Source organism: Streptomyces sp. NPDC050263 (assembly GCF_040655955.1).
Taxonomy (GTDB): Bacteria; Actinomycetota; Actinomycetes; order Streptomycetales; family Streptomycetaceae; genus Streptomyces.
Genome location: NZ_JBFAKW010000088.1, coordinates 22516 through 39876, shown reverse-complemented (window position 1 = coordinate 39876; position 17361 = coordinate 22516). Strand labels below are relative to the sequence as shown.

The following is a 17361-nucleotide window of genomic DNA, read 5'->3' as shown; positions in this document are numbered from 1 at the left end:
GCACCCCCGACCGGGGGTGCCCTCCACGCGTCACAGGGCCGTTCACCCCGGTCCTGGGCTCAGCCGACGTCGAACGTCGCCGGGTCGGGACCGATGCGACGGTCCTCGTTCAGCGCGCTGATCGCCGCCAGGTCCTCGGTGTCCAGGCTGAAGTCGAACACCTCGATGTTCTCCTTGATCCGCGACGGCGTCACGGACTTCGGGATCACGACGTTGCCGAGCTGGAGGTGCCAGCGCAGCACGACCTGGGCCGGTGTGCGGTTGTGCTTCTGGGCGATGGCCACGATCGCCGGGACCTCGAGGAGCCCCTTGCCCTGGCCGAGCGGGGACCAGGCCTCGGTGGCGATGCCCTGCTCCGCGTGGAACTCGCGGGAGACGTGCTGCTGGAGGTGCGGGTGCAGCTCGATCTGGTTGACCGCCGGGATGACCGACGTCTCGCCGATCAGCCGCTCGAGGTGGTCCGGCAGGAAGTTGGACACGCCGATCGCCCGGACACGGCCGTCCGCGAGAAGCTTCTCGAACGCCTTGTACGAGTCGACGTACTTGTCGCGGGCCGGGAGCGGCCAGTGGATGAGATACAGATCCAGGTAGTCCAGACCGAGCTTCTCCAGGGAGGTGTCGAACGCGCGGAGCGTCGCGTCGTACCCCTGGTCGCCGTTCCAGAGCTTGGTGGTGACGAAGATGTCCTTGCGGGGCACGCCGGAGCCGGTGATGGCCTTGCCGGTGCCCTCCTCATTGCCGTAGATCGCCGCTGTGTCGATGCTGCGGTACCCGGCCTCCAGCGCGGTGGCGACCGCCTGCTCCGCCTCGTCGTCCGGCACCTGCCAGACACCGAAGCCCAGCTGGGGCATCTCCACGCCGTTGTTGAGGATGATCGGGGGGACCTTGCTGCTCACGAGCTCTTGATCCTTCGGTTGTCCGTCAAAGTGATGCTCCCATCGTGAACGATCACGGCGGGTGCTGCATTCCTGACCCCTGATTTCGTCCGTCGGAGCCCATCGGAAACATGTTTCACGCCTCTCAGAGTCACATGAAACGCATGAAACTTATGAAACGAATTTACCGTTCGTGGGAAACCCTACGTGCGGTACAGCGCGTCGACCTCGTTCGCGTAAGCGTTTTCGATCGCCTTGCGCTTCAGCTTCAGCGACGGGGTCAGCAGCCCGTGCTCCTCGGTGAAGGGCTGGGCGAGGATCCGGAAGGTGCGGATCGACTCGGCCTGTGAGACCAGGGTGTTCGCCGCCACGACCGCCCGCCGCACCTCCGCCTCCAGGTCCGGGTCACGCACCAGCTCGACGGGCGTGAGCTGCGGTTTGTCGCGCATCTGCAGCCAGTGCTCGACGGCCTCCTGGTCGAGGGTGATCAGGGCGGCCACGAAGGGCCGGTCGTTGCCGACGAGGATGCACTGGTTGACCAGCGGATGATCGCGGACCCGTTCCTCCAGCAGTCCTGGTGAGACGCTCTTGCCGCCGGAGGTGACCAGGATCTCCTTCTTGCGGCCGGTAATGGTGAGGTAACCGTCTTCATCGAGCGAGCCGAGGTCGCCGGTGGCGAGCCAGCCCTCGTGCAGGGTCTCGTCGGTGGCTTTGGGGTTGTTGAGGTAACCCTGGAAAATGTTCTCGCCGCGCAGCCAGATCTCGCCGTCGTCCGCGATGTGCACGGTCATACCGGGGATGGCCTGGCCGACCGTGCCGTAGCGGGTGCGCCCGGGCGGGTTGGCGGTCGCGGCAGCCGTCGACTCGGTCAGACCGTAGCCCTCGTAGATCTGCACGCCCGCGCCGGCGAAGAACAGGCCGAGCTTGCGGTCCATGGCCGAGCCCCCGGACATCGCGTGCCGGACGCGCCCGCCCATCGCCGCGCGGACCTTGGAGTAGACGAGCTTGTCGAAGAGCTGGTGCTGCATGCGCAGGCCCGCCGAAGGGCCGGGCCCGATGCCCCACGCCTTCGCCTCGACCGCCTCCGCGTAGTTCACGGCCACGTCGACGGCCTTCTCGAAGGGGCCTGCCTTGCCCTCCCGCTCCGCCTTGCGACGGGCCGCGTTGAAGACCTTCTCGAAGATGTACGGCACGGCCAGGAAGAACGTCGGTCTGAAGGCGGCCAGGTCGGGCAGCAGGGCGGCCGCGTGCAGCTGCGGCTGGTGGCCGAAGCGGACCCTGCCGCGGATCGCGGCGATCTGCACCATCCGGCCGAAGACATGCGCGAGCGGCAGAAACAGCAGCGTCGCCGCCTCGTCGCCCTTCTTCGAGTGGAACACCGGCTCCCAGCGTTCGATCACGGTGTCCGCCTCGAACATGAAGTTTCCGTGCGAGACGACGCAGCCCTTGGGTCGGCCCGTCGTACCGGAGGTGTAGATGATCGTCGCGGTCGAGTCGGGGGTAACCGCCTCCCGATGCCGGTGGACGACGTCGTCCTCGATGGAGGTGCCGGCGTCGTACAGCTCCTGCACGCACCCCGAGTCCAGTTGCCACAGCTGACGCAGCTGGGGGAGCCGGTCGATGACGGTGGCGATCGTCATCGCGTGGTCCTCGTGCTCGACGACCGCGGCCGTGCACTCGGCGTCGTACAGCATCCAGAAACACTGCTCGGCGGAGGAGGTCGGGTAGACCGGTACCACCTGGGCGCCGACCGTCCACAGGGCGTAGTCGAACAGCGTCCACTCGTAGCGGGTGCGGGACATGATCGCGACGCGGTCGCCGAAGCGGATGCCCTGGGCGAGGAGGCCCTTGGCGAGGGCCAGGACCTCGTCGCGGAACTCGGCGGAGGTGACGTCCCGCCATTCGCCCTGGTCGTCCTTGCGGCCGAGGGCGATGTAGTGCGGCTCCTCCCGGGCGTGCCGGAAGACGACGTCGGCCAGACCGCCGACGGGCGGTGCCAACGCCAACGGAGGGTTGGTGAACTCGCGCAAACCCAGCACCCCGCTTCTCATGGCCGCACAGCGCCGTGAAAGCTACCCCACGGGACGACAGGGTGGGAGGGGGGCAGAAAACGAGCGATGCTCGTGTCTGCGCTGGTCAGTGCTGGAAAATGGGCTCACATGGGGAAGGGTCGGACAGAAAACTGACGGCTGAGTAAGTTTCGGTACCGTAATCTCCACCGAATCTGCCCGTACCGCTTACGCTGCCCGACCCCTTCCGAGGCCCGTCACGACCTGCACCGCCCGACCCCGTACCCCGACGTCACGGGCGAGGGGTCGCCCTCTCCTCGGACAGCGCCGGAGCGGTCGATTCCGTTACTTGTCCCGTCACCCGTTCCGTTACTTCCGTTACTCCTGCCGCGGTCGCGCGCGACCGCGGCAGGACCAGGGCTGGAAACGAGCGGCGCGGCCGCGAACAGCACCACCCCCGCCACGTGCGCCCGGCGCGGTCCCAGGATGCCGACGGTGGCTCCCGCGCCCAGGGACAGCGCGGCCGACGTGAGCGCGTACCCGTCGATCGCCCATCTCCACCCGTCGATCACCCATCTCCACCCTGGGGTGGAATCGGTCGATCACCGTGGAAACTGATGACAGGTCGACGAAATCCGACGGAGGGCAGTTCGATGGAGATGGAATCCCACACCCTGGACAAGCTGGACCTAGAGTTGCTCTCGGCGCTGGACGTGGACGGCCGGGCCTCCTTCAGCAGGATCGGCACGGTCCTCGGGGTCTCCGACCAGACGATCGCCCGCCGCTACCGCCGACTCTGCGCCGAGGCCGGGCTCCGGGTCGTCGCCGTCCGGGACGCCGAACGTCTCGGCCAGGACCAGTGGATGCTGCGCCTGCGCTGCGTGCCCGACAGCGCCACGGTCATCGCCGACGCGCTCGCCAAACGCCCCGACACCTACTGGATCGGCCTCGGCTCCGGCGGCACCGAGATCGTCTGCATGACCCGGCCCCGTCACCCAGGCGACCACGACGACCTGCTGCTCGGCAAGCTTCCGCGCACCCCGAGCGTGGTGGAGATCCGCGCCCAGCAACTCCTCCACCGCTTCTACGGCGGCCCCACCGGCTGGATGCGCAAGTTCCGGGCGCTCGACGCCGAACAGGTCGCCGCCCTGACCTCTCGCCACGACCCGGGAGCGGCGGCAGTTGCGGATGCGGCGGCGGTTGCGGTTGCGGATGCGGATGCGGGAATGGTGGGAGCGGCGCTGGGACCGGCCCGTATCGACCCCGAGGACGAGCCCCTGCTGGCTGTACTCGAACGCGACGGCCGCGCCACATACCCCGAACTCCAGAAGGCCACCGGCCGCTCCGAGTCCGCCGTAAAACGCCGTCTCGCCGCCCTGCTCGCCTCGGGCGCCGTCCATATCGACGTCGAGCTCCGCTCCGAGTTCCTGGGCTTTCCCCTCACCGCCGTCCTGTGGATCACCACGGCGCCCTCCGCTCTGCATGCGGTCGGCGAGGCGCTCGCCACCCACGACGAGATCGCCTTCGCCTCGGCCACGGCGGGCCCCTCCCACATCGTGGCTACGGCGGTGGTCCGCGGGACAGCCGGCCTGTACGGCTACCTCAGCGGACCCTTGGGCAGGCTGGAGGGCGTCCAGCATGTGGAGGCCACACCGTTCCTGCGGAGGGTGAAGCAACTGACGTATCAGCGTGGTGTGCGGTGAGCGGGCGGTGGGGGCGTAGTCGGGATGGAAGATTCTGTATGCGATATGCGATATGGGGTGTGAGGTATGCGGTGTGCGGTGTGGGGTATGCAGGAGGCGGTATGAGGTCCGGGGTGTTCAGTCGCAGTCGCCTCACTGAGGGCCGGTTCGCCGGGTGGGCCCCGCCGCTGTCCGGCGGTGCAGTCGGTCGCCGCCCGCCAGGATCGCCGCCGCCAGCGCGTCGGCGGCGCCCTGGGCCGACGAAGCCCTGCGTCCGTGCACGAGCACGAAGTCGACCCGACCCAGTTCAGGCATTCCTGCCCGTTCAGGGATCCGCACCAGGCCCGGCGGGATCAGGCCCCGTGAGTGCGCCATCACGCCCAGGCCCGCTCGGGCCGCCGCGATGAGTCCGTTGAGGCTGCCGCTCGTGCAGACGATCCGCCAGGCTCGCCCCTGCCGCTCCAGCGCCTCCAGGGCCAGGGCGCGGGTGATGCCAGGCGGCGGGAACACGATCAGCGGGACCGGGCGGTCGGCGTCCAGGCGCAGCCGCTCCGCGCCGATCCACACCAGTTTGTCGTGCCACACCAGCTCGCCGCGCGGATCCTCGGGGCGCCGCTTGGCCAGCACCAGGTCCAGCTTTCCCGCGGCGAGCTGCTCGTGCAGGGTGCCCGACAGCTCCACCGTCAGTTCAAGATCGACCTCGGGATGGTCGTAGCGGAAACCCTCCAGGATCTCCGGTAGCCGGGTCAGCACGAAGTCCTCCGAAGCGCCGAAGCGCAGCCGCCCGCGCAGCCGGGTGCCCGTGAAGAACGCCGTGGCCTGCTCATGGACGTCCAGAATCCGGCGGGCGAACCCGAGCATCGCCTCGCCGTCCTCCGTCAGTTCCACGGAGTGCGTGTCGCGGGTGAACAGCGCCCGCCCGGTCGCGTCCTCCAGACGGCGCACGTGTTGGCTGACGGTCGACTGACGCAGCCCGAGCCGCCGCGCGGCCTGCGTGAAACTCAGCGTCTGGGCCACGGCGAGGAAGGTCCGCAGGTGGGAGGGCTCGTACACGCCACCACTGTAAACGGTTGTCATCGCGTTTCGTGATGACAGTGAGAGCGGTATGCCGGATTCCCGATCACGGTCCGGAGGAGGACGATGGAGAGGGCCCCTCCGGGCCCGACGCACGCCCATCGAACAGCACGTGGAGCACCGTGAAACGCCTGCACTGGCCCAGTTGGATGCCGGTCGACCCCTACATCCTGCTGTTGCTCGGGACCGTCGGGCTGGCGGCTCTGCTCCCGGCGCGCGGTGCCGCCGCCGATGTGGCCTCCGGCGCGTCCACCGCCGCGATCGCTTTCCTCTTCTTCCTGTACGGCGCTCGACTGTCCACCCGGGAGGCACTGGACGGCCTGAAACACTGGCGCCTCCATGTGACCGTCCTGGCCTGCACGTTCGTGATCTTTCCGCTGCTGGGCCTGGCGGCGCGCGGCTTCGTTCCGGTGTTCCTCACCCACCCGCTCTACCAGGGGCTGCTCTTCCTCACGCTCGTCCCGTCGACCGTCCAGTCGTCGATCGCCTTCACCTCCATCGCCCGCGGCAACGTGCCCGCCGCGATCTGCGCGGGTTCCTTCTCCTCCCTGGCCGGCATCGTCGTCACGCCGTTGCTGGCCGCCGCCTTGCTCGGCAGCAGCGGCGGCGGCTTCTCCGCGGACTCACTCGTCGAGATCGTGCTGCAACTGCTCGTACCGTTCCTCGCGGGACAGTTGCTGCGCCGCTGGATCGGTGGATTCGTCACCCGACACAAGAAGGTGCTCGGACTGGTCGACCGCGGCTCGATCCTTCTCGTCGTCTACACCGCGTTCAGCGAGGGCATGGTCCAGGGCATCTGGCACCAGGTCAGCGCCGTACGGCTGGGTGGGCTGCTCGTCGTCGAGGCCGTTCTGCTCGCAGTGATGCTTGCTGTGACCTGGTACGGCAGCAAGGCGCTGCGCTTCAACCGTGAGGACCGCATCGCCATCCAGTTCGCGGGCTCCAAGAAGTCCCTCGCCTCCGGACTCCCCATGGCGAGCGTCCTGTTCGGCGCACACGCCTCCCTTGCGGTACTGCCGCTGATGCTCTTCCATCAGATGCAGCTCATGGTCTGCGCGATCATCGCCAAACGCCGTGCGCGGGATCCACGGGAGTCGTCTCGGGACCACGTCGACGAGCGGGCGCCGGCCGCAGCGTGAGACCGTCTGCGGTCTGCGGTCTGCGGTCTGCGGTCTGCGGTCTGCGGTCTAAAGTCGACGGTCGGCAGTCGGCCGCGAGTCAACGGTATGCAATATGGGGTCGACCGTATTCTGGCTGTCGACGCGTCGACGCCTCAAGGCGTTCGTCGAGGTCGTCAAGGGCTGAGGCGGGGCCCCTCGGCGCAGGGGGCGCTCCCCGCCGGTCGGGGCCCCGCCGCCGTGCAGCGGGGAGCCGGATCAGCCCTGGGCGGCCGCGGTCCGCAGGGCGATGCGGTCCTCGCCCGCATACACGTTCATGGAACTGCCGCGCAGGAAGCCCACCAGTGTCAGCCCGGTCTCCACAGCCAGGTCCACCGCCAGCGAGGAGGGCGCCGAGACCGCCGCGAGGACCGGGATCCCCGCCATCACGGCCTTCTGCGCCAGCTCGAACGAGGCCCGACCGGAGACCAGCAGGATTGTCCGGGACAGGGGCAGGTCCCCGTTCTGCAGAGCCCGGCCGACCAGTTTGTCGACCGCGTTGTGCCGGCCCACGTCCTCCCGCACGTCCAGCAGTTCGCCGTCCTCGGAGAAAAGGGCCGCCGCGTGGAGCCCTCCGGTCCGGTCGAACACCCGCTGGGCCGCGCGCAGCCGGTCGGGGAGGCTCGCGAGGAACTCGGGCTCGATCCGGAGCGGGGGAGTGTCGGAGATGGGCCAGCGGGTCGTCGTACGGACCGCGTCCAGGCTCGCCTTGCCGCACAGGCCGCAGGACGAGGTCGTGTAGACGTTCCGCTCGAGGGTGATGTCGGGAATCTTCACATCGGATGCCGTCCGTACATCCACCACGTTGTAGGTGTTGGATCCGTCGACGGTCGCGCCCGCACAGTAGACGATATTCAGTAGATCGGATGCGTTGGCCAGTACACCTTCACTGACCAGGAAGCCGGCGGCCAGCGCGAAGTCGTCACCGGGTGTGCGCATGGTGATGGCGAGCGGCTTGCCGTTGAGCCGTATCTCCAGTGGTTCCTCGGCGACGAGGGTGTCCGGTCGGGCGGAGACCACCCCGTCCCTGATGCGGATCACCTTGCGTCGTTCGGTGACTCGTCCCATGTCGTGATCAGCCCCGGTTCTGTACGTGCTGGTAGCCGAAGCGGCCCTTGATGCAGAGATTTCCGTGGGTCACCGGGTTGTCGTGCGGTGAGGTGACCTTCACGATTTCATTGTCCTGCACATGGAGCGTGAGGTTGCAGCCCACCCCGCAGTATGCACACACGGTCGTGGTCTGCGTCTGGGCGGACTCGTCCCAGTTTCCGGCGGCCCGTCGGTCGAACTCGGACTTGAACGACAGCGCCCCTGTCGGGCACACCTCGATGCAGTTTCCGCAGTACACGCACGCCGAGTCGGTCAGCGGAGCGTCGTGCTCGACGGCGATCCGGGCGTCGAAGCCGCGCCCTGCGACGGAGATCGCGAATGTGTTCTGCCACTGGTCGCCGCACGCGTCGACGCACTTGTAACAGAGGATGCACTTGTCGTAATCGCGTACATAGAGATCGTTGTCGATCTTCGGTTCCTCGTTCAGCCGGGCCGCGTCCGGCCCGAAGCGGTCCGGTTTCGCCTCGTACTCCTTGAGCCATTCCGCGACCATCGGTGTCGCGGACAGGTCGACCGAGGATGCGAGCAGTTCCAGGACGATCTTGCGGCTGTGCCGGGCACGCTCGGTGTCGGTACGGACCTCCATGCCGGGCTCCGCCCTGCGGGAGCACGCCGGCACCAGGGTCCGGGAGCCCTCGACCTCCACCACACAGACCCGGCAGGCGTTCTTCGGGGTGAGCGTGTCGCCCTGGCACAGGGTGGGGACGTCCTTTCCGGCCGCCCGGCAGGCATCGAGGATCGTCGCCCCCTCGGGGACCCTGGCCTCCAGCCCGTCGATCGTGAACTCCACCAGCCGACGCGGCACTCCCAGCGGTACGACGGTCATACGGCGGCTCCTCTGCGTCCGGTCGCGTTCATTCGTACGCCCCCAGACGGTCGATGGCTGATTCCACGGCGTTCCACGCGGTCTGCCCGAGGCCGCAGATCGAGGCGTCCCGCATCGCGCGGCCCACCTCGCGCAGCAGGGCGATGTCGCCGGCGGCGTCGGCACCGGTCCGTTCCGCGATCCGGTGCAACGCCTCCTCCTGCCGCACGGTCCCGACCCGGCAGGGCACGCACTGCCCGCACGACTCGTCCCGGAAGAACTCGGCGATCCGCAACAGCAGTCGGGGCAGCGGGACCGTGTCGTCGAAGGCCATCACGACCCCGGACCCGAGCGTGGTGCCCGCCTCACGGGTGCCTTCGAAGGTCAGCGGGATGTCGAGTTCGTCCGGCCGTACGAAGCCGCCTGCCGCGCCGCCGAGCAGCACGGCGCACAGGCCCTCGCGGACCCCGGCGAGCGCGAGCAGTTCGCCCAGCGTCGCGCCGAAGGGCAGTTCGTAGACGCCTGGACGGTCCACGCTGCCCGACACGCAGAACAGCTTGGGGCCGGTGGACCGGGCCGTGCCGATCGCCGCGTAGGCCGCAGCGCCCATGGTGAGGATCGGCAGAACGTTGACCAGCGTCTCCACGTTGTTCTCGACCGTCGGCTTGCCGAACAGGCCCTTCTCCACGGGGAAGGGCGGCTTCGAACGCGGTTCGCCCCGGTAACCCTCGATGGAGTTGAACAGGGCCGTCTCCTCGCCGCAGATGTACGCGCCCGCGCCCCGACGGATCTCGATGTCGAAGGCGTAGCCCTGGCCGAGGATGTCGTCGCCGAGCAGCCCGCGCTCGCGTACACGGTCGACCGCATATTGCATACGGTGTATCGCGCGCGGATACTCGCCGCGGAGATACAGATAGCCCTTGTGCGCGCCGATCGCATACGCCGCGACCGTCATCGCCTCCACCAGGGCGTACGGGTCTCCCTCCATGAGCACGCGGTCCTTGAAGGTGCCGGGCTCGGATTCGTCCGCGTTGCACACCAGATAGTGCGGGTGGTCGGGCTGGGACGCCGTGGCCTGCCACTTGCGGCCGGTGGGGAAGGCCGCCCCGCCCCGCCCCAGCAGCCCGGAGTCGGTGACCTCGCGGATCACCGCGGCCGGACCCAGCGCGAAAGCCCGGCGCAGAGCCGTGTAGCCGCCGTGCGCCCGGTAGTCGTCGAGCGACGACGGATCCACCGCACCGACCCGGCCCAGCAGGGTCAGCGACGGGTTCCCGGCCTGCGGCACGGCCATCGCCGCGGGCGGCTCCTCGGCCGCCGAGTCGGGCGCGCTCGCGGCCAGTACGGCCGTCCCGACGCTCGCCGGCGCCGACACCGCCGTCCGCACCGGATCCCCCGCCTTGATCACGAGCGCGGCCGGGGCGCGCTCGCACAGGCCGAGGCACGGGCTGCGCTCGACGTGGACACCGTCGCCCGGGCTCAGCCGTCCCTCGATCCCGGCGCACAACTCTGTAGCGCCCGCGGCCGTGCAGGCGAGGTCCGTGCACACATGGAGCACCGTCGACGGCCGCGGCCTGACCGAGAACATCGCATAGAAGGTGGCAACGCCATAGGCCTCCGCCGGGGGCACGGTCAGGCGGCGGCACAGATAGCCGAGGGCGCCCTCGCTGATCCAGCCGACCCGGTCGTTGACGGCGTGCAGCCCCGGCAGCAGCAGTTCGCGGCGGTCCCGGGCCTCGCGTCCGCCCCGTGCCCACCTGAGATCGGCGGCCCGCATCTCGTCGCGGGCGGCACCCTCCCACGAGGACTCCGGCGGGCCCAACAGGGCGTCCACTGCAGCCCGTTCCTCGTCCGTCGGCTTGCTGTCGCCGAAGTGCAGGTCCACGACATCACCTCACATGGGTCGGGGCCGGGAGCTTCTCGATCCGGATCGCCGACGCCTTGAACTCCGCCGTCCCCGCGATCGGGCAATTGGCCTCGATCGTCAGCTGGTTGGTGTCCACCTCGTCGGGAAAGTGCATGGTCATGAAGGCGAGCCCGGGCCGTAGGGCGGTGTCGACCCAGACGGGCGCCACCACGGATCCACGCCGTGAGGTCACCCGGACCTCTTCGCCGACGACGATTCCGTAGCGCTCCGCGTCCTCCGGGCACAGCTCGACGTACTCGCCGCGCCGCAGCGGGGAGGCGAAACTCCCGCTCTGCACACCGGTGTTGTAGGAGTCGAGCCGTCGGCCGGTCGTCAGCCGGATCGGGTACTCCTCGTCCGTGAGGTCGACCGGGGGGTCGTGCCGGACGATCCCGAACGGGGCCCGCCTGCCTCGCCGCTCCGGCTCCTTCTCCCACAACCGGCCATGCAAATAGGTGGGTTCGAGCCGCTCGGTGCTCGGACACGGCCACTGGATGCCCTGATGCTCCGTCAGTCGGTCGTACGTCATCCCGTAGTGGTCCGGGGACACCGACCTCAGCTCGTTCCAGACCGCCTCGGCGTCCGCGTACTTCCACTCGTGACCGAGGCGTGCCGCCAGGTCGCAGAGGATGTCGATGTCCTCGCGCGCCTCACCGGGCGGGGTGACGGCGCGGCGCACCCGCTGAACCCGCCGTTCACTGTTGGTGGTCGTCCCCTCGGTCTCCGCCCAGCCGGCGGTTGCGGGCAGGACGACGTCCGCCAACTCGGCTGTCTTCGTCAGGAAGATGTCCTGCACGACCAGGAAGTCGAGGGCCTGCATGCGGCGTACCGCCTGGTCGCTGTCCGCCTCCGACTGCGCCGGGTTCTCCCCGATGCAGTACACGGCCTTCAGCGTGCCCTCCTCCATCGCCTCGAACATCTCCGTCAGGTTCAGTCCGTAGTGCGGCTCGATGACGGTGTCCCAGGCCGACTCGAACTTCAGCCGGGCACCGGGGTCGAGGATGTCCTGGAAGCCGGGCAGCCGGTTGGGGATCGCCCCCATGTCGCCGCCGCCCTGGACGTTGTTCTGTCCGCGCAGGGGCTGCAGACCGGAGCCGTACCGGCCCACGTGCCCGGTCAGCAGTGACAGGTTGATGAGCGCGCGCACGTTGTCCGTGCCGTTGTGGTGCTCGGTGATGCCGAGGGTCCAGCAGAGCTGGGCCCGCTCGGCGCGGGCGTAGGCGTGCGCCAACTCCCTTATGGCGGCGGCCGGTACGCCCGTCACCTTCTGCGCGAGGGACAGCGTCCAGGGCTCGACCAGCGCCCTGTACTCCTCGAAGTCGCTGGTCGCCCGCTCGACGAACGCCTCGTTGACCAGGCCCGCCCGGATGATCTCGCGGCCGATCGCATGCGCCATCGGGATGTCCGTGCCCACGTTGAGGCCGAGCCAGCTCTCCGCCCATTCGGCGGTGGACGTTCGCCGAGGGTCGACCGCGTACATCCGGGCGCCGTTCCTGATCCCCTTCAGCGCATGCTGGAAGAAGATCGGATGGGCGAACCGGGCGTTGGAACCCCACATCACGATGACGTCGGTGTGCTCGATCTCCTCGTACGACGACGTCCCGCCGCCGGATCCGAACGCCGCCGACAGCCCCGCGACACTCGGGGCGTGGCAGGTGCGGTTGCACGAGTCGACGTTGTTGGTGCCCATGACGACCCGGGCGAACTTCTGGGCTACGTAGTTCATCTCGTTGGTCGCGCGGGCGCAGGAGAACATGCCGAACGCGCGGCGGTTGCGCTGTAGACCCAGTGCGGTGCGCTCCAGCGCCTCCTCCCAACTCGCCTCGCGGAAAGGCTCGTTGCGGGAGTCCCTGACCAGCGGTCGGGTGAGACGGGTGTAGGTCTTCGGGGTCCGGTCGCGTTTCCTCATGCGGCACTCCTCAGCGCGAGCAGGTCCGAGATGGCGTGCACGGTGCGCAACGTGGGCACCCGGACGCCGGTGATCTCCGCCAACTCGACGACGGCCGCGAGGAGTACGTCGAGTTCGAGCGGCTTGCCGCGCTCCAGGTCCTGGAGCGTGGACGTGCGATGGTCGCCGACCTTCTCCGCGCCCGCGAGACGGCGTTCGATGGAGACGCCCACCTCGCAGCCGAGGGCCTGGGCGACGTCGAGCGTCTCGCGCATCATCGTCTCGATGACCTGGCGGGTGCCGCCGTGCAGGCACATCTGCCGCATGGTCGCCCGGGCCAGCGCGCTGATCGGGTTGAAGGAGATGTTGCCCAGCAGCTTGAGCCAGATGTCGTTGCGCAGGTCCGTTTCCACCGGGCACTTCAACCCGCCCGCCTGCATGGCCTCGCTGAGCGCCAGACAGCGCACCGAGACACTCCGGTCGGGCTCGCCGACGGAGAACCGGGTGCCTTCCAAATGCCGTACGACGCCCGGGGCCTCGAGCTCGGTGGCCGCGTAGACCACACAGCCGACGGCCCGTTCGGGCGCGAGCACCGCACTGACCGCGCCGTCCGGGTCCACGCTTTCGACGCGGCGGCCGTCGTGGGGGCCGCCGTGCCGGTGGAAGTACCACCAGGGGATGCCGTTCTGGGCCGCGACGACCGCGGTGGAGTCGTGCAGCAGGGGCTCGATGAGCGGCCCGCACGCCGCGTACGAGTTGGCCTTGAGGCCGAGGAGGACGAAGTCGACCGGGCCGATCTCCGCCGGGTCGTCGGTGGCGTGGGCGCGAGCGGTGAAGTCGCCGCGCGGACTGAGCACCCGCACCCCGTCGCGCCTCATGGCCGCGAGATGCGGTCCACGGGCGACGAGATGCACATCGGCGTCTGCGCGGTGGAGCGCCGCACCGACGTAGGCGCCGATCGCACCGGCGCCGAGAACTGCGACTTTCATTGCGAGGGAGCTCCGTTCGGTCGAGGGTACCGAGGAACTGCCGAACTCTGTCGACGAAATATTGTCTACAGTATGGAGGTTGGGGCGGCAAGGGTTCGCGCAGCGCCGGGAACGGGTCGCGGTGGAGCCGGAGCGTCCAGGGGCGTCCAGGGTGTGACCCCCCGGCGGGAGGTAAGCGCTTGCTCCGAGAGCGCGCCCGGCGTCCGCTCCGGGAGGCCGCCGACAGCAGCCCGGGAGGCCGTTTCGGATGCGGCTTCGGAAAACCGGTCGGTCCAACCGTTCGGCGCATCCCGCATACCGTTCACCGAATACTGTCGACGCGCCGCCTTCTTAACTCCCGCGCAGGTTCCTACTGTTCAGGATTTATGAGTCCCCCTGTCGCGCCGCCAGGCTGGAGCCGCTGGCTCGTCCCCCCGGCCGCCCTCTCGGTCCACCTCTCCATCGGCCAGGCCTACGCGTGGTCCGTGTTCAAACCGCCGCTGGAGTCCGCCCTCGACCTCAGCGGTACGCAGAGCGCGCTCCCGTTCCAGCTCGCCATCGTGATGCTCGGCCTCTCCGCGGCCTTCGGCGGCACGCTGGTGGAGCGCAACGGGCCGCGCTGGGCGATGACCGTCGCCCTGGTCTGCTTCTCGTCCGGCTTTCTGATCTCCGCGCTCGGCGCCGCCACCGAGCAGTACTGGCTGATCGTCCTGGGCTACGGCTTCGTCGGTGGAATCGGCCTCGGAATCGGTTACATCTCGCCCGTCTCCACATTGATCAAGTGGTTCCCGGATCGCCCCGGTATGGCCACCGGCATCGCCATCATGGGCTTCGGCGGCGGCGCGCTCATCGCCTCGCCCTGGTCGGCGCAGATGCTGGAGTCGTTCGGCTCCGACAGCTCCGGGATCGCGCTCGCGTTTCTCGTACACGGGCTTTCGTATGCGGTATTCATGACGCTGGGCGTTCTGCTGGTGCGGGTGCCGCGCGGCGAGCGGCCGGTCGCGGGCGCGTCGAGCGCGGTCGAGGGCGTGCAGGTCTCGGCGCGCAGCGCGGTGCGTACCCCGCAGTTCTGGTGCCTGTGGGTCGTGCTCTGCATGAACGTGACCGCAGGCATCGGCATCCTGGAGAAGGCCGCGCCGATGATCACGGACTTCTTCGCCGACACCTCCACGCCCGTCTCGGTGACCGCGGCCGCCGGTTTCGTCGCCCTGCTGTCCGCGGCTAACATGGCCGGCCGCATCGGCTGGTCGTCGACCTCCGACCTGATCGGGCGCAAGAACATCTACCGCGTGTACCTGGGCGCCGGCGCGCTGATGTACGCGCTGATCGCGCTCATCGGCGACTCGTCGAAGCCCATGTTCGTCCTGTGCGCGCTGGTCATCCTCTCCTTCTACGGCGGCGGCTTCGCGACGATCCCCGCCTACCTCAAGGACCTGTTCGGGACCTACCAGGTCGGCGCGATCCACGGCCGGCTGCTCACCGCCTGGTCCACCGCCGGCGTCCTCGGCCCGCTGATCGTGAACTGGATCGCCGACCGGCAGGAGGAGGCCGGGAAGCACGGTTCGTCGCTCTACACCTTGTCCCTGTTCATCATGATCGGGCTACTGGCCGTCGGATTCGTCGCCAACGAACTCGTCCGGCCCGTCGATGCCCGCCACCACGTTCCCGCACCGAGGGAGGCCGCCGATGTCGAACGACAGCAGCCCGAGTCCGCAGCCTGACCGGCGGCCACTGATCGCCTTCGCCTGGCTGTGGGTGGGGACGCCGCTCGCCTACGGGCTGTATGAGCTGGTACGGAAGGCCACGCAGTTGTTCACCGGGTAGCGGCATCGGCGCGGCGCGTGTTCGGCGGGTAGGTGCTCGGCGATTGCTCGGGTGCCCGAGGCTATGGGGAAGCCGACAAGCCGGGAACCGGTTTCCTGTCGCTTCACGCGCCCTCGTACCCGTGAGTCACTGATCAGACTGGTGGATCCCGCTACCCACGGCAACGAGGGGACCCCCCAATGAACGGCTCACGCATCGCCGCCGTCGGCCATTACCAGCCCGCCAAGGTGCTCACCAACGAGGATCTTGCGGGCCTGGTCGACACCAGTGACGAGTGGATCAGGAGCCGGGTGGGCATCCACACGCGCCACATCGCCGGCCCCGACGAGCCCGTGGACGAGCTGGCCGCGCACGCCGCCGCCAAGGCTCTCGCGACGGCCGGCCTCGCGCCGGGCGACATCGACCTGGTGCTGGTGGCGACCTCGACGGCCATCGACCGCTCGCCCAACATGGCAGCCCGGGTCGCGGCCCGCCTCGGCATCCCGGGGCCGGCCGCGATGGACGTCAACGTCGTCTGCGCCGGTTTCACGCACGCGCTGGCCACCGCCGACCACACCCTCCGCGCGGGCGCCGCGACCCGCGCCCTGGTCATCGGCGCCGACAAGATGTCCGAGGTGACCGACTGGAGCGACCGCACCACCTGCGTGCTCGTCGGCGACGGAGCGGGCGCCGCCGTGGTCGAGGCCTGCCCCGACGGCGTCGAGCCCGGCATCGCGCCCGTGCTGTGGGGTTCGGTGCCCGAGATGGGGCACGCGGTGCGCATCGAGGGGCAGCCGCCGCGGTTCGCGCAGGAGGGGCAGAGCGTCTATCGCTGGGCCACCACGCAGCTGCCGCCTCTCGCCCGGCAGGCCTGTGAGCGGGCCGGGCTCACGCCCGAGGACCTCGCGGCCGTCGTCCTGCACCAGGCGAACCTGCGCATCATCGAACCGCTCGCGCAGAAGATCGGCGCTGTCAACGCGGTGGTCGCGCGTGACGTCACCGAATCGGGTAACACCTCCGCGGCCAGCATCCCGCTCGCCTTCTCCAAGCTCGTCGAGCAGGGCGCCGTCTCCAAGGGGGACCCGGTGCTGCTGTTCGGCTTCGGAGGCAACCTGTCGTACGCGGGACAGGTCGTGCGCTGTCCGTGAACGAGGGGCGGGACGCGGCCGGCGGGCAGGTCGTGCGGGTGATCGCGGCATAGTGTGACGCGATCGACTGCTCCCCGCTCTGGTCTATTGTGCGCCGTAGACTGTAGACGAAAGACAATCGATACTCGGCTGTAGACAGTCGTTCCAGTCGTTCGGCTGGCGGACAGCCGTTGCGTCGCGATATGTGGCTTTCGGCTGCAGTTGCCCGGTGTGTTGCTCAGGAGGGGGACCGACCGATGTTGTCGCCAGGACTGCCGCAGGGTGCGGTGCCCAAGCTCGAACGGCCAGGACCGCTGCGCGACCGCGTCTACGAGGCACTGCTCGAACTGATCACCACCCGCGCTCTTCAGCCCGGACAGCACCTGGTCGAGAGTGAGCTGGCCACGCACCTCGGTGTCTCTCGACAGCCGGTGCGAGAGGCGCTGCAGCGACTGAACACCGAGGGGTGGGTCGACCTCAGGCCCGCCCAGGGCGCGTTCGTGCACGAGCCGACCGAAGACGAGGCGGACCAACTCCTCACCGTTCGCACGCTGTTGGAGGCCGAGGCCGCGAGGCTCGCCGCCGCGCACGCGGACCAGGCCGGCATCGAGGCCCTGGACGAGATCGTGGCGCAGGGAATGACGGCCGTGGCCCGCGACGACGTGGACGCCGCGGTCGCCATGAACGCCCGCTTCCATGCCAAGGTCATCGAGCTGGCGGGCAACGCGGTCCTCGCGGAGCTGGCGGCGCAGGTCGACCGCCGGGTGCGCTGGTACTACACGCCGGTCGCGCGGCAGCGCGGCCACCAGTCCTGGATCGAGCACCGCGATCTGATCGCCGCGATCGTCGCCCACGACGAACAGCTGGCCACCCGGCTGATGCGTGAGCACACCGAGCACACCCGTCGCTCGTACCACGCCCGCGCCAAGTCCTGAGCGCCTTCGGGGCGTATTGCGCCCC

14 protein-coding genes are annotated in these 17361 nt (G+C 69.2%); 6 read left to right on the top strand and 8 right to left on the bottom strand.

Going from position 1 to position 17361, the window contains the following annotated elements; all coding sequences use genetic code 11:
- Window positions 1-59: 59 nt before the first annotated feature.
- Both AB0J04_RS31265 and AB0J04_RS31260 read right to left on the bottom strand, forming a co-directional pair.
- The gene (locus AB0J04_RS31265; RefSeq protein ID WP_363171953.1) at window positions 60-896 is read right to left on the bottom strand and encodes an aldo/keto reductase; all 837 of its coding nucleotides are present in this window, start codon (window positions 894-896) and stop codon (window positions 60-62) included.
- A gap of 182 nt (window positions 897-1078) precedes the next feature.
- Window positions 1079-2905, bottom strand: a complete 1827-nt coding sequence (locus tag AB0J04_RS31260; RefSeq protein ID WP_363171955.1) for an AMP-dependent synthetase/ligase — start codon at window positions 2903-2905, stop codon at window positions 1079-1081.
- A gap of 632 nt (window positions 2906-3537) precedes the next feature.
- Here AB0J04_RS31260 and AB0J04_RS31255 point away from each other — a divergent pair.
- Complete coding sequence (locus tag AB0J04_RS31255; RefSeq protein WP_363171952.1) at window positions 3538-4587, top strand: AsnC family transcriptional regulator; 1050 nt, start codon at window positions 3538-3540, stop codon at window positions 4585-4587.
- Window positions 4588-4719: 132 nt separating this feature from the next.
- On the opposite strand, the gene AB0J04_RS31250 is transcribed toward AB0J04_RS31255, so the two are convergent.
- A complete protein-coding gene (locus AB0J04_RS31250) occupies window positions 4720-5619 on the bottom strand; it encodes a LysR substrate-binding domain-containing protein (protein WP_363171951.1) in 900 nt (299 codons plus the stop codon).
- A gap of 170 nt (window positions 5620-5789) precedes the next feature.
- Between AB0J04_RS31250 and AB0J04_RS31245 the strand changes: the two genes are divergently transcribed.
- Window positions 5790-6779, top strand: coding sequence for a bile acid:sodium symporter family protein (locus AB0J04_RS31245; RefSeq protein ID WP_363171954.1), 990 nt, complete (start codon window positions 5790-5792; stop codon window positions 6777-6779).
- 237 nt (window positions 6780-7016) lie between these two features.
- Here the strand turns inward: AB0J04_RS31245 and fdhD are convergent, their stop codons facing one another.
- Genes fdhD through AB0J04_RS31220 form a run of 5 tightly spaced genes read right to left on the bottom strand, consistent with a single transcriptional unit; the run spans window position 7017 to window position 13492 of the window.
- Window positions 7017-7865 carry a formate dehydrogenase accessory sulfurtransferase FdhD gene (fdhD, locus tag AB0J04_RS31240; protein ID WP_363171950.1) on the bottom strand — a complete coding sequence of 283 codons (849 nt, stop codon included), beginning with the start codon at window positions 7863-7865 and terminating at the stop codon, window positions 7017-7019.
- A gap of 7 nt (window positions 7866-7872) precedes the next feature.
- Window positions 7873-8733: a 2Fe-2S iron-sulfur cluster-binding protein gene (locus tag AB0J04_RS31235; RefSeq protein WP_363171949.1), complete on the bottom strand. Its 861-nt coding sequence runs from the start codon at window positions 8731-8733 to the stop codon at window positions 7873-7875.
- 28 nt (window positions 8734-8761) lie between these two features.
- Window positions 8762-10594: an NADH-ubiquinone oxidoreductase-F iron-sulfur binding region domain-containing protein gene (locus AB0J04_RS31230; RefSeq protein WP_363171948.1), complete on the bottom strand. Its 1833-nt coding sequence runs from the start codon at window positions 10592-10594 to the stop codon at window positions 8762-8764.
- A 4-nt stretch (window positions 10595-10598) separates the two neighbouring features.
- Entirely contained in the window at window positions 10599-12524 is a 1926-nt protein-coding gene (locus AB0J04_RS31225) for a molybdopterin-dependent oxidoreductase (RefSeq protein ID WP_363171947.1), read from the bottom strand.
- The gene (locus tag AB0J04_RS31220) at window positions 12521-13492 is read right to left on the bottom strand and encodes a 2-dehydropantoate 2-reductase (protein WP_363171946.1); all 972 of its coding nucleotides are present in this window, start codon (window positions 13490-13492) and stop codon (window positions 12521-12523) included. Before AB0J04_RS31220 ends, AB0J04_RS31225 begins: the two co-directional genes overlap by 4 nt.
- Window positions 13493-13857: 365 nt before the next feature.
- Between AB0J04_RS31220 and AB0J04_RS31215 the strand changes: the two genes are divergently transcribed.
- From AB0J04_RS31215 to AB0J04_RS31200, 4 genes are all read left to right on the top strand, one after another.
- Window positions 13858-15192, top strand: coding sequence for an OFA family MFS transporter (locus tag AB0J04_RS31215; RefSeq protein WP_363171945.1), 1335 nt, complete (start codon window positions 13858-13860; stop codon window positions 15190-15192).
- Window positions 15158-15295 carry a hypothetical protein gene (locus AB0J04_RS31210; protein WP_363171944.1) on the top strand — a complete coding sequence of 46 codons (138 nt, stop codon included), beginning with the start codon at window positions 15158-15160 and terminating at the stop codon, window positions 15293-15295. Before AB0J04_RS31215 ends, AB0J04_RS31210 begins: the two co-directional genes overlap by 35 nt.
- A 179-nt stretch (window positions 15296-15474) precedes the next feature.
- The gene (locus tag AB0J04_RS31205; protein WP_363171943.1) at window positions 15475-16422 is read left to right on the top strand and encodes a beta-ketoacyl-ACP synthase III; all 948 of its coding nucleotides are present in this window, start codon (window positions 15475-15477) and stop codon (window positions 16420-16422) included.
- A 236-nt stretch (window positions 16423-16658) separates the two neighbouring features.
- Window positions 16659-17336 (top strand): GntR family transcriptional regulator, encoded by a 678-nt coding sequence (locus tag AB0J04_RS31200; protein WP_363171942.1) that lies wholly within the window; start codon window positions 16659-16661, stop codon window positions 17334-17336.
- Window positions 17337-17361: the final 25 nt, after the last annotated feature.